The sequence below is a fragment of the Streptomyces sp. NBC_01363 genome, assembly GCF_026340595.1.
Lineage (GTDB): Bacteria > Actinomycetota > Actinomycetes > Streptomycetales > Streptomycetaceae > Streptomyces.
This window is the reverse complement of record NZ_JAPEPF010000001.1, coordinates 2,492,785-2,506,763: the sequence shown is the minus strand read 5'-3', so window position 1 is coordinate 2,506,763 and position 13,979 is coordinate 2,492,785. Positions and strand designations below refer to the sequence as shown.

Below are 13,979 nucleotides of genomic sequence, written 5' to 3'. Positions count from 1 at the left end.
GCGATGTCCCTGTCCGGCCGGGGCGACGACCCCGTGCGGCCGGGGCGCGGGGAAAGAGGGGGGGTAGCCCCACTGCCCGCGGCGGTCGCGATTCGTACCGTGAAGGATATGAAAACCCGTGACCCCGAGCTCCAGAACGAGCTCGATGCCGCCCTGCATGCCCGTAGTGAGCTGGGTTCGGAGTACGAGCCCGCGCTCGTCGAGTCTTTTCTGGAGAAGGTCGAGCAGCGGCTCGACAGCACGCTCGACCGTCGCGTCCGGCGCCATCTCGCCGAACAGCGGGTGAGCGTCGCCAGGGGTGCACACCAGCCGCAGCCCCTGGGGAACTTCGGCGAGCGCTACGGCTTCGGGATCATCTCGCTGATCCTGGCCGTCCCGCTGTCGGCGATCGGCGCCTCGACCGCCCACACCGGAGGCCTGGTCGTCGCCTGGCTCGGGATCGTCGCGGTCAACGCCGTGCACGCCGCCCGCAGCCGGCCGTGGTTCTCGCGCCGTCCCGGACGTGCGGACTCCGACTGGGAGGACTGACGGCCGGGGCCGCGGAGCGGCCACCAGGAACACAGCGGCCCCGGGAGCGCACGGCACTACGCCTGGCGGGTGGGCTGCACGATCAGCTGGCGCAGGTTGATGTGGCGTGCCCGGCTGGTGGCGTAGGCGATCAGATCGGCGATCTCGTCGCTGGAGAGCCCGCCGAGCGCGCCGAACATGTCGTCGAGCTGCCCGCTCAGCTCGGCGTTGTCGACATGGCCGGCCAGCTCCGTTTCGGTGAGGCCCGGCTCGATGTTCGTGACCCGGACGTCGCGCGGCCCGAACTCGGTGCGCAGCGATGTCGACAGATACGTCAGCGCGGCCTTCGTCGCCCCGTACACCGCGTAGTTGGGGAACATGATGTGCGCGCCGATGGACGAGATGTTCACCAGGTCCGCGGTGCGGCCCTCGGCGGCCACCGCCACCAGGTCGGCCGTGAAGGCCCGGATGATCCGCAGGGCGCCCGTCACATTGGTGTCGATCATCCGCTGCCACTCGTCGGTCCGGCCCTCGTCCACCGGGTTCGGCAGCATCACACCGGCCGCGTTGACCACCAGGTCCACCTGACCGAAGGTGCGGTGCACCAGCTCGGCCGCCGCGTCGACCGACGCCTGGTCGGTGACGTCGGTGACCACGGCGAGCGCCTCGCCGCCCGCCGCCCCGATCGCGGCGGCCAGCTCCTCCAGCCGCTCCGCGCGCCGGGCCAGCAGGGCGACCCTGACCCCCTGGGCGGCGAGCAGCCGGGCGGTCGCGCTGCCCATGCCGCTGGCGGCTCCGGTGATGACGGCGGTGCGGCCTGCGAGGGTCTTGTACGACATGTCCGTGCTCCTTGAGCCGTTGCGCGACCGGAGTGTTTCCCTGGCCCGACTCCACTCTGCGTGGCCGCCCGGGGCCCAGCCAGGGCGACGCTGTTCCTGGGTCTGCCAGTACCAGGCTCGATGTCCGCCCTTCTTCTACGATCGACGCCATGGACGCTGACCTCGGTGATTTCCTCCGCTCCCGGCGGGCCCGCATCCAGCCCGAGGACGTGGGGCTGCAGGCGTACGGGCGCCGTCGCGTACCCGGACTCCGGCGCGAGGAGGTAGCGCAGCTCGCGGGGGTGAGCGTCGACTACTACATCCGGCTGGAGCAGGGGCGCGGCCCGAGCGTCTCGGACGCGGTGCTCGACGCGATAGCCCGGGTGCTGCGGCTGGACGAGACGGAGCACACGTATCTGCGCACCGTGGCACGCCCGAAGTCGCGCGCCTCCACTCCGGCCTCCTCCCAGCGGGTCCGCCCCGGTCTGCGCCTGGTGCTGGACTCGCTCACCGCGGCCCCGGCGTTCGTCCTGGGCCGCCGGATGGACGTGCTGGCCTGGAACGCGCTGGGGGACGCCGTCGTCGGCTTCTCCCGGATGCCCGTCGCCGAGCGCAACATGCCGCGCCAGGTGTTCCTGGAACCGGCGGCGCGGAAGCTGTACCCGGACTGGGCCGCGGTGGCGGCGGAGACAGTGGCGTATCTGCGCCTGGACGCGGGCCTGCATCCCGACGACAAGCGACTGGCCGCACTGGTCGGCGAGCTGTCCCTGAAGAGCGACGACTTCCGCCGGCTGTGGGCGGACCATCAGGTGAAGTCGAAGACCTACGGGGTCAAGCGCATCGACCACCCGGTCGCGGGCGAGCTCGTGCTCCCGTACGAGACGCTCGGCGCGGCCGGCAATCCCGGCCAGTGCCTGGTGGTCTACACGCCGGAGCCCGGCAGCGAGACCGCCGAACGCGTCGCGCTGCTGGCGAGCTGGGCGGCCGCACCGGCACCGACCGGCTGAGTCGTCCGCACGTCCACGGACCCGCGCCTCCACGGACCCGCGGGTCCGTGGACGTGCGGGTCCGTGGACGTGCGGACATGAGTGTGTCGCGGGGACCGCCGCACCCCCGGTTGCCCAGGGGGCGGGACGACGGCGGTCCCCGCGAGGGACACGGTCCGGGTCAGGGCCGGTCACCGCGTCCTGGCGACGATGGAGGTCCGGGAGCCGCTCCGTAGTCCGTGTCGCCGTATCGGGCGCCGACGGGTCTCCCCGCCGGCACCCATCAATCTGCCGGACTCGTGTTAAGCCGGTGCTGCGCGGACGTGTCGCGCTCGTACCGTTTTCGCGAAGCCCGGACCCACGGGGCGCTACGCCTTGCCGGCCGTCGCGTCCTTGGCGAGGAACGCCAGCAGGTCCTGCCGGCTGACCACGCCCTTCGGCTTGCCCTCCACCAGCACGATCGCCGCGTCCGCCGTGTTCGTACCGCCGAGCACCGCCATCAGGTCCTCGACCGGTTCGCCGGAGCCGACCTGCGGCAGCGGCGGCGACATGTGCTTCTCCAGCGGGTCGGAGAGCGAGGCGTGCTGGGCGAACAGAGCGTTCAGCAGCTCCCGCTCCACCACCGAACCGATGACCTCGGCGGCCATCACGTCCGGGTGGCCCGCGCCCGGCTTCACGATCGGCATCTGCGAGACGCCGTACTCGCGCAGGACGTCGATCGCCTCGCCGACGGTCTCCTCGGGGTGCATGTGGACGAGCGTCGGGATCGGGCCGTCCTTGTAGTCGAGCACGTCGGCGACGCGCGCGGACGGGCCGGTGTCCTCCAGGAAGCCGTAGTCGGCCATCCACTCGTCGTTGAAGATCTTGCTCAGGTAGCCGCGACCGCTGTCGGGCAGCAGGACGACGACCACGTCGTCCGGGCCCAGGCGCTTGGCGACCTCCAGGGCACCGACCACCGCCATGCCGCAGGAGCCGCCGACCAGCAGGCCCTCCTCCTTGGCGAGACGGCGGGTCATCTGGAAGGAGTCCTTGTCGGACACGGCGACGATCTCGTCCGTGACCGTACGGTCGTAGGCGCTCGGCCAGAAGTCCTCGCCGACGCCCTCGACGAGGTAGGGACGCCCGGAGCCGCCGGAGTAGACCGAGCCCTCCGGGTCGGCCCCGATCACCTTCACCGAGCCGCCGCTGACCTCCTTCAGATAGCGGCCGGTGCCGCTGATCGTGCCGCCGGTGCCGACACCCGCGACGAAGTGGGTGATCTTCCCGTCCGTCTGCTCCCACAGCTCGGGACCGGTGGTCTCGTAGTGGGAACGCGGGTTGTTGGGGTTGGAGTACTGGTCGGGCTTCCAGGCCCCCGGCGTCTCGCGGACCAGCCGGTCGGAGACGTTGTAGTACGAGTCGGGGTGCTCGGGGTCAACGGCCGTCGGGCAGACGACAACCTCGGCACCGTAGGCGCGCAGCACATTGATCTTGTCCGTGGACACCTTGTCCGGGCAGACGAAGATGCACTTGTACCCCTTCTGCTGGGCGACGATCGCCAGGCCGACGCCCGTGTTGCCACTGGTCGGCTCGACGATCGTGCCGCCGGGCTGCAGTTCGCCGCTCTGTTCGGCGGCCTCGATCATGCGCAGGGCGATGCGGTCCTTGACCGAACCGCCGGGGTTGAAGTACTCGACCTTGGCCAGGACCGTCGCCTGGATGCCGGCCGTCACACTGCGCAGCCTCACCAGCGGGGTATTGCCTACGAGACTGATCATCGAATCGTGGAATTGCACCGTGTACTCCGGGGTCTCCGAGATGGTGCGGCAAGGGTATGCGTACGGGCACGGGATTGGGCGAAGCGATTGAACGACGGCCACTGCGGGGCAGTTAGCTGTATGTACGGCGGTACGGCAACGAGGAGGTGGACCGGACTGTGTCAAGGGCAAGGGTGGCACGGCGGATCGCAGCGGGCGCGGCCTACGGCGGGGGCAGCATCGGGCTGCTCGGCGCTGCGGCGGTAGGCGTACTGCTGGCGGAGGTCCATCTGGCGAAACGGCAGGTGGGCGGCGGAATCGCACCGGTTCCGCCGAGCGCGGACGGGCGGTACGGGGTGGCGTTCGCCGGCCCCTCGGACCCGTTGCGGCTGGGGTTGCTGGGCGACTCGACGGCGGCCGGTCAGGGGGTGCGCCGGGCCGGGCAGACCCCGGGGGCGCTGCTCGCCTCGGGGCTCGCCGCGGTGTCCGAGCGGCCGGTGGATCTGCGCAATGTGGCGCAGCCGGGTGCCCGGTCGGACGATCTGGAGCGGCAGGTCTCGCTGCTGCTCGCCGACACCTCCCGTACGCCCGACGTGTGCGTGATCATGATCGGCGCGAACGATGTGACGCACCGGATGCCGGCCACCCAGTCGGTGCGCTGCCTGACCACCGCCGTGCGCAGGCTGCGCACGGCGGGCGCGGAGGTCGTGGTCGGCACCTGCCCGGACCTGGGCACGATCGAGCCGGTCTATCAGCCGCTGCGCTGGATGGCCCGGCGGGTGAGCCGGCAGCTGGCGGCGGCCCAGACGATCGGCTCGGTGGAGCAGGGCGGGCGCACGGTGTCGCTGGGCGATCTGCTCGGGCCGGAGTTCGAGGCGAATCCGCGGGAGCTGTTCGGGCCGGACAACTACCACCCCTCGGCGGAGGGGTACGCCACGGCGGCGATGGCGGTGCTGCCCACGCTCTGCGCGGTGCTGGGGCTGTGGCCGGAGTCCGACCGGCTGGACGGGGCCCGGCGCGAGGACATGCTGCCGGTGGCCAAGGCGGCCTCCCAGGCGGCCAGGGAGGCCGGTACGGAGGTCACGGGGGCGCGGGCGCCCTGGGCACTCCTCAAGCACCGCAGGCGGCGGCGCCTGCCCGCGGCCACGGAGCCCCACCCGCACCCGGAGCAGCACGGGGGGATGGGAAGGACCGAGGAAACCAAGGAGAGAACCGGAGAAACCGAGAAGAGTGGAGAGACAGGAGCGACGGTGGAGACTGGAGAGACAGGGGAGTCGCACGGGGAGCCGCGCAATCTCCCGGCCAATTGATCGACCCGAGCAGTCGGCGAGCAGCCTGCGAGCAGTCGGACTGAGCGGTCGCTTAGAAAAGAGGTCGGCGTCACATGCGCTGCCCGGTGACCCGGCGCCTACGTACAGGTAACTTCCAAGTCAGCACCTGCCAGAACCCGCCTTCCAGCCCTCATGGAGCCGCGTGATGCCCGAAGCCGTGATCGTCTCTGCAGCCCGTTCCCCCATCGGCCGGGCCTTCAAGGGCTCGCTGAAGGACCTGCGCGCGGACGACCTGACCGCCACGATCATCCGGACCGCGCTGGCCAAGGTTCCCGAGCTGGACCCGAAGGACATCGACGACCTGATGCTCGGCTGCGGCCTCCCGGGCGGCGAGCAGGGCAACAACCTGGGCCGCATCATCGCCGTACAGATGGGCATGGACCACCTTCCGGGCTGTACGGTCACCCGCTACTGCTCGTCCTCCCTCCAGACCAGCCGGATGGCGCTGCACGCCATCAAGGCCGGCGAGGGCGACGTCTTCATCTCGGCCGGTGTCGAGATGGTGTCCCGCTTCTCGAAGGGCAACTCCGACAACTGGCCGGACACGCACAACCCGCTGTTCGCCGACGCCGAGGCCCGCACCGCGGCCCGCGCCGAGCGGGGCGGCGACGACTGGCACGACCCGCGCGAGGACGGCCTGGTCCCGGACGCGTACATCGCGATGGGGCAGACCGCGGAGAACCTGGCCCGCCTCAAGGGCGTCACCCGCCAGGACATGGACGAGTTCGGCGTCCGCTCGCAGAACCTCGCTGAGGAAGCCCTCAAGAACGGCTTCTGGGAGCGCGAGATCACCCCGGTCACCACCCCGGACGGCACGGTCGTCTCGAAGGACGACGGCCCGCGCGCGGGCGTCACGCTGGAGGGCGTGCAGGGCCTGAAGCCGGTGTTCCGCCCCGACGGCCTGGTCACGGCGGGCAACTGCTGCCCGCTCAACGACGGCGCCGCTGCCCTCGTGATCATGTCCGACACCAAGGCGCGCGAGCTGGGCCTGACCCCGCTGGCCCGGATCGTCTCGACCGGCGTCTCGGGCCTCTCCCCCGAGATCATGGGGTACGGGCCGGTTGAGGCCAGCAAGCAGGCGCTGAAGCGGGCCGGGCTGACCATCGACGACATCGACCTGGCCGAGATCAACGAGGCGTTCGCCGCCCAGGTGATCCCCTCCTACCGCGACCTCGGCCTGCCGCTGGAGAAGGTCAACGTCAACGGCGGCGCGATCGCCGTCGGTCACCCCTTCGGTATGACGGGCGCCCGGATCACCGGCACGCTGATCAACAGCCTGCAGTTCCACGACAAGCAGTTCGGCCTGGAGACCATGTGCGTGGGCGGCGGCCAGGGCATGGCGATGGTCATCGAGCGGCTGAGCTGAGCCGAACCGTGCCGGGCCGGGCCGGGCCGTGCCGGGCCGGGCCGTGCCGGGCCGGGCCGGGCCGGGCCGGGCCGGGCCGGGCCGGGCCGGGCCGGGCCGGGCCGGGCCGGGCCGGGCCGGGCCTGACATAGCCGTCAGCGGGCCCACGCCCCCTACGGTGGCCGGTTCCGAGCCCCGACCGTGACCGAATCTCCCCCAGGATGTGACCTATCTCCTGGGGGAGAGGCATTCCCGCAGGTCACACCCGCATCAGGGTTAAACCCCAGGCCCAAAGACCTGTCCAATTCGTGACGTAATGCACTGACACAGGGCGCAGGTAGGGGACAAGCTGATGTAGGAAGTCGGGGGATCGATTGAAACCGGGAGTATGTCAGTGAGCGCCATGTCTCTTGCCCTGTTGCTGACCACCGCCGCCGCCACGGCCGTGGGCGCTGCTGCTCTGCACGCTGCTCACGGGCTGCGCAAGCAGGTCACGGCCCTTCGTACGGAGCTGGCCGAGGCCCGTGTGCACGGCGTCACCGTGCCCGCGCAGAGCCGCAGCACCGTCACCCCCGTCGCCGAGATACGCGCGGCCGTCGCCGAAGCGCTGGCCGAGGAACGCGAGCGCGAGCTCGCGGAGGCCCGTGCGTTCTGGGCCACCCAGGAAGCGCGTGATGCCGCCGATGCCCCGTCCCTGCTGGGCGGCCTGACCGGGGTGGGCGAGGACGCCCCGTTCTTCATGCCCCGCCAGGCCGACTTCGCGGGCCTCGACGCGATGGACCTCGACGCCGGCGAAGCCCTCGACGAGCTGGTGGAACTGACGGAGCTGGCGGACATGACCGAGCTGCCCGGGACGGCGGAGTTCGCCGAGGACTCCCCCGAACTGGCCGCCGCCCGCCGCCGGCACCCCTCGCACCCCGACTTCGTACCGGTGCAGACCCCGGTCGTCACCGACCACGAGCGCACCGTGAACCGTCTCGAAGAGCTCGCCGACAGCCGTACGGAACTGGCCGATGTGCGCCCCGGTCCGCTCGGCACGCTCGACGTCTATGTCTTCGCCGACGGCACCACGCTCTGCATGACGCCCGGCCACCGCGAGACGGCCGAGCGGCTGGCCGGCTCGCTGCTCGCCGGCGAGCACCCGGTACTGCTGGGCGGTTCCGGTGTCTCCGGCGCGTACGCCCTGACCTTCTCCTGCGGCGAGGAGAACGTCTACATCCTCGCCGACCGCGTCATCGCCTCGTTCTGACACCGCGGCATCCGGGCACAGCGGCTCTCGCCGGCCGCCGCCCCCGGGGCGATCCCCAGGACTGCCGCCCGCCGCTACGCGAACGCGCGCGCAGCGGCCTCGTCCACGAATTGCACGGCCTCGTCCAGCTCAGCCGACGGGGCCGTTTCCAGTGCCACCGCCAGATCGCGCCCCGCCACGGCGAGTTGGTCGCCGATCGAGAAGATCCCGGCGTCGGGCATGGTGTGCGGCTCCCGGTCCGGCGCCTCGATCCGCTGGGCGCGCAGCGCCAGTTCCCGCGCCGCGGCAAGTCCTTCGGCGGCGGCGCCGCGCTGGAGGCGGCTCTGCGGGGCGGCGCGCAGCCGGTCGGCGAATCGGTCCACGGCAGTGATCAGCGGGGTCGTATCGAGCACTCCGCGACCCTACGCGCCCAGACAGGACGGTTGCCAACGGGCCGATGCTCGGGCACGGTGTCGGCAAGGACCAGCAACGCGCAATGCGTCGGAGGCGCCGATGTCCCAAGTCTTCTCCGAAGAAACCCATCGCAATCTGCTCGCCCGGATCCCCCGCTGCACCGGTCGTGAAATCACCGACTGGCTCCGCACCGTGGAGGAAGGACCCGCTCTCCGCTTCGAGGAGAAGGTCAGCTGGCTGCGGAGCGAACACGACCTCGCCTACGGACACGCGAAGGCGCTCATCCACGAGTACGACCTCAGAAGGGCCGCCCGCAAGCTGCTCTAGCGACGGGCGTGGAAAACGGGAACGGCCCGCAGGCGCTGCCTGCGGGCCGTTCCCGTCGTCTGGGTGCGGGCGGATCAGTCGTCGCCGCTGAGGATGGAGAGCAGACGCAGCATCTCCAGGTAGATCCACACCAGGGTCATGGTGAGGCCGAAGGCCGCCAGCCAGGACTCCTCGCGGGGTGCGCCGTAGGCGATGCCGTCCTCGACCTGCTTGAAGTCCAGGGCCAGGAAGCACGCACCGAGGACGATCCCGATGACGCCGAAGAGGATGCCGAGGCCACCGCTGCGGAAGCCCAGGCCGTCACCGCCGCCGAAGACGGCGAACAGCAGGTTGACCACCATCAGGAGCATGAAGCCCATGGCGGCGGCCATCACGAAGCCGTAGAAGCGGCGGGTGACGCGGATCCAGCGCATCTTGTACGCGAGCAGCACACCGGCGAAGACACACATGGTGCCCATCACCGCCTGCATCACGACGCCCGGTCCGATGTACGTGCTGACCGCGCTCGAGATCACTCCGAGGAAGACACCCTCGAAGGCCGCGTACGAGACGATCAGCGCCGGCACCGGCCTGCGCTTGAAGGACTGGACGAGCGACAGGACGAACGCCACCAGGGCGGCGCCGATCGCGATGCCGTACGACTTGCCGAGGTTCGCCTCGTCGACCGGCAGCAGCGCCCAGGCGAGCACGGCGCCGAGCACCACGGTGCCCAGCGTGATCGCTGTCCGCGTGACGACGTCGTCGATCGTCATCGCGCCGGTGCGCGCCGGTGCCTGCGGGGCGCCGTACTGGGCGTCCGGCTGGGCGTAGGGGTTGGTGGCGTACGGGTTGGCGGCGGTGCCCTGCGCGTACGGGTTGGCACCCGCTGCGGGGGCCCCGGCCTGCGGCGCCGCGTTGAAGCCCGCGTATCCGTTGTCGCGGCTGAAGCCCCGTCGCGAGAAGACCGGGTTGCTGCTCCTCATCTCACTCCTCCATGGCCACCCTGCGCGGCCTTCCCACAAGAGTAATGGGTAGGCAAAAGAATCAGACTACTGCTTGGGGAGGATCTTTGCGGATACCTGTCCGGAGCGACACCCGCCCGTCGGTCACCGGGCCGAGCGGCACCGCGCAGAAAACCGGCTGCGCCCCATACCGTCCGGGCCCGCGCTCCAGTAACGTGCCGACCGACCGGTTTTACGGCGTCATCGCGTGTACGGCGTCATCGCGCCCGGACGACAGGAGCGGCGGCTGAAGTCATGGAGCATGCGCTGCGCGTGGCCCGCCATCCCGGAATCGGTCGTGGTCCGAGGCGTTCCGTCGGCTCGGCCTCCGAGTGAGTAGTGGTGCCTGGAACCGGACTCGAACCGGTACGCCCCCGAGGGGCAGCGAGGTTTAAGCTCGCCGTGTCTGCATTCCACCATCCAGGCCTGGCGCGCGGCTCCGCGTTGGCACATGACCCTATCCGGGGACTTCCCTCGAACAGCGGATCAGTGGCGCGATGTTGTCTTATTTTATTGACCGTTTGAGGGGTCGTCAGCACTCGCGAAAGGGCATCGCCACATGCCTGGGCGGGGTAGCGGGCGCGGCGGCCGGTAATCCGGATTGACGTAAAGTCGCCGCACCCGGACGGCGCATTCACCGGGCACGCGCCGACGGCCGCCGCGGGCTCGCCCCCGGTCCCGGCGGTGGTCCCCCGGACCGACGCCTCAGGGTCGGTGTCATACCGCAGGAGGACGCAGGGCCTTCCCGATGCGACTCAAGACTGTCCCCGGAACGGGCACGCGGACTGACGTCCGGCGGCGGAACAGCGGTGACGATTGAAGGGTTCCGAACAAAACCCCGGACGAGCCTCGGCCGGAGCCCCGAAACAGGAGATTCCCGTGACCACTTCCACCGCACCCCGCGTCACCACGGTGGCCGCCCGCGCCACGGACCTGTCGAAGGTCTACGGAGAAGGCGAGACCAGGGTCACGGCCCTGGACCGGGTCTCCGTGGACTTCCCGCGGGGCGAGTTCACCGCGATCATGGGCCCGTCCGGCTCCGGCAAGTCCACGCTGATGCACTGCGTGGCCGGCCTCGACAGCTTCAGCAGCGGTTCGGTACGGATCGGCGACACGGAACTGGGCTCCCTCAAGGACAAGCAGCTCACCCAGCTCCGCCGGGACAAGATCGGCTTCATCTTCCAGGCGTTCAACCTGCTGCCCACGCTGACGGCCCAGGAGAACATCACGCTCCCCATGGACATCGCGGGCCGCAAGCCCGACGCCGCGTGGGTGCGCAAGGTCATCGACATGGTGGGCCTCTCCGACCGGCTGAGCCACCGGCCGACCGAGCTCTCCGGCGGCCAGCAGCAGCGCGTCGCGGTGGCCCGCGCCCTGGCCTCGCAGCCGGAGATCATCTTCGGTGACGAGCCGACCGGAAACCTGGACTCCCGCTCCAGCGCCGAGGTCCTCGGCTTCCTGCGCAACTCGGTGCGCGAGCTCGGGCAGACCGTGGTGATGGTGACTCACGACCCGGCGGCCGCCTCCTACGCGGACCGGGTCATCTTCCTCGCGGACGGCCGGATCGTCGACCAGATGCTGCACCCCACCGCGGACGGGGTCCTCGACCGGATGAAGGCGTTCGACGCCAAGGGCCGCACCAGCTGAAGCCCGCCCTTCCCCGCGCCCCTTTCCGGAACCCCTCCCCATCCCAGGACTGACAGACATGTTCCGTACCGCCCTGCGCAATGTGCTCGCGCACAAGGCCAGGCTGCTGATGACCGTCCTCGCCGTGATGCTCGGCGTGGCCTTCGTCTCCGGCACGCTGGTCTTCACCGACACCCTCGGCAACGCCCTCCGTAACCAGTCGGCGAAGAGCTACGACGACGTCGCCGTGGCCGTCACCACCTACGCCGACCAGCGCGACGAGAAGACGGCCGGCATCACCGCCGCCACCCTGAAGAAGATCCAGGGCCTGGACGGCGTCGACACCGCCACCGGCCGGGTCTCCGGCTTCGCCGGGGTCGCCGACCCCGACGGCAAGCTGATCGGCAACGGCTGGTCGAACACCGGCGGGAACTACTTCCCCGGCAAGAACGGCAAGGACTCCGCGTACACCTTCGTCGACGGTACGGGCCCGGTCGCGGCCGACCGGATCGCGCTCGACAAGGAGACCGCGAAGCGGGGCGAGTACCACGTCGGTGACCGGGTCCGGGTCGCCACGAACGGGCCGGTGAAGGAGTACACCCTCTCCGGTGTCTTCACCACCGAGGACGGCGCGGTCAACGCGGGCGGCAGCCTGGTCCTCTTCGACACCGAGGTCGCCCAGAAGCTCTACCTCAAGCCCGGCGTGTTCAGGGACGCCAACGTGTCCGCCGCGCCCGGCGTCTCCGCCGAGAAGCTGCTGGCCGGAGTGAAGCCGCTGCTGCCCAAGGACGCCGAGGCCAAGACCGGCCAGGCGCTCGCGGACGATCAGGCCAAGCAGATCGAGGACGGTCTGAGCGGTCTCAACGGGATGCTGCTCGCCTTCGCCGGCATCGCCCTGTTCGTCGGTATCTTCCTGATCGCCAACACCTTCACCATGCTGGTGGCCCAGCGCACCAAGGAGCTGGCACTGATGCGCGCCGTCGGCGCCTCCCGCCGCCAGGTCAAGCGCTCGGTGCTCCTCGAAGCGGCCGTCGTCGGCGTGATCGCCTCGGTCGTCGGCTTCGCCCTCGGCCTCGGCCTCGCCATCGGACTGCGCTCCGCGATGGGCCTGTTCGGCGGGAAGATCCCGGCCGGACCGCTGATCATCTCGCCCACCGCGGTCATCGCCGCGTTCGCCGTCGGTGTCCTGATCACCGTGCTGGCCGCCTGGCTGCCCGCCCGCCGGGCCGCCAAGATCCCGCCGGTCGCGGCGATGAGCAGCGTGCACGCGACGGCCACCGTCAAGTCCCTGGTGCTGCGCAACTCGATCGGCGCGGTGCTCACCCTGCTGGGCGGGGTGGCGATCGTGGCGGGCGCGGCCAAGTCCGGATCGGCCGGCCGGACCGTCATCGCCGTGGGCGCCTTCCTCACGCTGATCGGTGTCATCGTGCTGATCCCGCTGCTGTCGCGGCCGGTGATCGCACTGGTCCGCCCGCTGCTGAAGCGGCTGTTCGGGGTCTCCGGCAAGCTGGCCGCGCAGAACGCGGTCCGCAACCCGCGCCGTACCGGTGCCACCGCCTCCGCGCTGGCCATCGGCCTCACCCTGGTCACCGGCATCTCGGTCCTCGGCGTCACCCTCGGCCAGGCGGTCGACCGGATGACCACGGACAACATCAAGGCCGACTACATGGTGACGATGGCGAGCGGCGGTCCGCTCGACGAGTCGGCGCTCACCGCCCTGCAGAAGGCCGACGGGGTCTCGGCGGTCTCGCCGCAACAGGCCACCTCGATCGAGGTCAAGGACGAGTACCACTCCGCGTCCGCCGTCTCCCCCGGCGACGTGCAGAAGCTCTTCGCACTGCCGACCGTCTCCGGCTCGATCGACGCGCTGGAGAAGGGCGAGATCGCCGTCGACGAGAAGACGGCCAAGTCCAACGGCTGGAAGACCGGCGACACCCTCCGGGTGAAGTTCGACGACGCCAAGAAGGGCGAGCTGAAGGTCGGGGCGGTCTTCCAGGGGAACGAGATGCTTTCCCCGGTCCTGCTCCCGAAGAACGTCGCCGATGCGCACGCCAGCATGTCGGACATCCGCGAGATCTGGCTGAAGATGGACGGCGGCGCGAGCGAGGCCAACGAGCAGGCCCTGGTGAAGGCTCTGGGTGACAACCCGGGGATGAGCATCATGGACCGTCAGGACATCCGTGACATGTTCGGTGGCTCGGTCAACCTCGCGATGAACATCATGTACGGGCTGCTGGCGATGGCCCTGATCATCGCGGTGCTCGGGGTCATCAACACCCTGGCGATGTCGGTCTTCGAGCGCCAGCAGGAGATCGGCATGCTGCGGGCGATCGGCCTGGACCGGCGCAGGGTGAAGCGCATGATCCGGCTGGAGGCCGTGGTCATCTCGCTCTTCGGTGCGGTGGTCGGTGTCGTGCTCGGCATGTTCCTCGGCTGGGCGATCGGGCAGACCCTGTCGTCGGACATCCCGGACTACGCGCTGGTCATCCCGTGGGACCGGATCGCGGTCTTCCTGGTGCTGGCAGGGGTCGTGGGTGTGCTGGCCGCGCTCTGGCCGGCCCGCAGCGCCGCGAAGCTGAACATGCTGACGGCGATCAAGACCGAGTAGCGAACCGGGCGGCATCTCGCCGGACGCGCCCGAGGGCCGGTACCCGCAGCACGGAGCTGCGGGTACCGGCCCT

The 13,979-nt window shown here is 70.5% G+C and carries 12 protein-coding genes and 1 tRNA gene; 8 read left to right on the top strand and 5 right to left on the bottom strand.

Annotated elements, in window-relative coordinates:
* The first annotated feature begins 108 nt into the window (after positions 1-108).
* Positions 109-528, top strand: coding sequence for a hypothetical protein (locus OG611_RS11710; protein WP_266418386.1), 420 nt, complete (start codon positions 109-111; stop codon positions 526-528).
* Positions 529-584: 56 nt separating this feature from the next.
* On the opposite strand, the gene OG611_RS11705 is transcribed toward OG611_RS11710, so the two are convergent.
* Positions 585-1,346, bottom strand: a complete 762-nt coding sequence (locus OG611_RS11705) for an SDR family oxidoreductase (protein ID WP_266418385.1) — start codon at positions 1,344-1,346, stop codon at positions 585-587.
* Between the two features lie 149 nt (positions 1,347-1,495).
* Between OG611_RS11705 and OG611_RS11700 the strand changes: the two genes are divergently transcribed.
* On the top strand, positions 1,496-2,332 hold the full coding sequence (locus tag OG611_RS11700; RefSeq protein ID WP_266418384.1) for a helix-turn-helix transcriptional regulator: 837 nt from the start codon (positions 1,496-1,498) through the stop codon (positions 2,330-2,332).
* Positions 2,333-2,679: 347 nt separating this feature from the next.
* Here OG611_RS11700 and OG611_RS11695 read toward each other — a convergent pair whose 3' ends face one another.
* A complete protein-coding gene (locus OG611_RS11695; RefSeq protein ID WP_266418383.1) occupies positions 2,680-4,086 on the bottom strand; it encodes a cystathionine beta-synthase in 1,407 nt (468 codons plus the stop codon).
* Positions 4,087-4,241: 155 nt separating this feature from the next.
* Between OG611_RS11695 and OG611_RS11690 the strand changes: the two genes are divergently transcribed.
* The 3 genes from OG611_RS11690 to OG611_RS11680 all read left to right on the top strand — a co-directional run bounded on the left by OG611_RS11690 (position 4,242) and on the right by OG611_RS11680 (position 7,972).
* A complete protein-coding gene (locus tag OG611_RS11690; protein WP_266425773.1) occupies positions 4,242-5,357 on the top strand; it encodes an SGNH/GDSL hydrolase family protein in 1,116 nt (371 codons plus the stop codon).
* A gap of 166 nt (positions 5,358-5,523) precedes the next feature.
* On the top strand, positions 5,524-6,744 hold the full coding sequence (locus OG611_RS11685) for an acetyl-CoA C-acetyltransferase (protein WP_266418382.1): 1,221 nt from the start codon (positions 5,524-5,526) through the stop codon (positions 6,742-6,744).
* A 382-nt stretch (positions 6,745-7,126) separates the two neighbouring features.
* Positions 7,127-7,972, top strand: a complete 846-nt coding sequence (locus tag OG611_RS11680; protein ID WP_266418381.1) for a hypothetical protein — start codon at positions 7,127-7,129, stop codon at positions 7,970-7,972.
* Between the two features lie 74 nt (positions 7,973-8,046).
* On the opposite strand, the gene OG611_RS11675 is transcribed toward OG611_RS11680, so the two are convergent.
* Positions 8,047-8,364 carry a hypothetical protein gene (locus OG611_RS11675; RefSeq protein WP_266418380.1) on the bottom strand — a complete coding sequence of 106 codons (318 nt, stop codon included), beginning with the start codon at positions 8,362-8,364 and terminating at the stop codon, positions 8,047-8,049.
* A 100-nt stretch (positions 8,365-8,464) separates the two neighbouring features.
* Between OG611_RS11675 and OG611_RS11670 the strand changes: the two genes are divergently transcribed.
* The gene (locus OG611_RS11670; protein WP_266418379.1) at positions 8,465-8,692 is read left to right on the top strand and encodes a DUF4287 domain-containing protein; all 228 of its coding nucleotides are present in this window, start codon (positions 8,465-8,467) and stop codon (positions 8,690-8,692) included.
* A gap of 74 nt (positions 8,693-8,766) precedes the next feature.
* Here OG611_RS11670 and OG611_RS11665 read toward each other — a convergent pair whose 3' ends face one another.
* Together OG611_RS11665 and OG611_RS11660 are read right to left on the bottom strand one after the other, a co-directional pair.
* Positions 8,767-9,654 (bottom strand): Bax inhibitor-1/YccA family protein, encoded by an 888-nt coding sequence (locus OG611_RS11665; protein ID WP_266418378.1) that lies wholly within the window; start codon positions 9,652-9,654, stop codon positions 8,767-8,769.
* Positions 9,655-10,012: 358 nt separating this feature from the next.
* Positions 10,013-10,098, bottom strand: a tRNA-Leu gene (locus OG611_RS11660).
* A gap of 453 nt (positions 10,099-10,551) precedes the next feature.
* Here OG611_RS11660 and OG611_RS11655 point away from each other — a divergent pair.
* Both OG611_RS11655 and OG611_RS11650 read left to right on the top strand, forming a co-directional pair.
* Positions 10,552-11,319: an ABC transporter ATP-binding protein gene (locus OG611_RS11655; RefSeq protein WP_266418377.1), complete on the top strand. Its 768-nt coding sequence runs from the start codon at positions 10,552-10,554 to the stop codon at positions 11,317-11,319.
* 58 nt (positions 11,320-11,377) lie between these two features.
* Positions 11,378-13,906, top strand: coding sequence for an ABC transporter permease (locus OG611_RS11650; protein ID WP_266418376.1), 2,529 nt, complete (start codon positions 11,378-11,380; stop codon positions 13,904-13,906).
* The last annotated feature ends 73 nt before the right edge of the window (positions 13,907-13,979 follow it).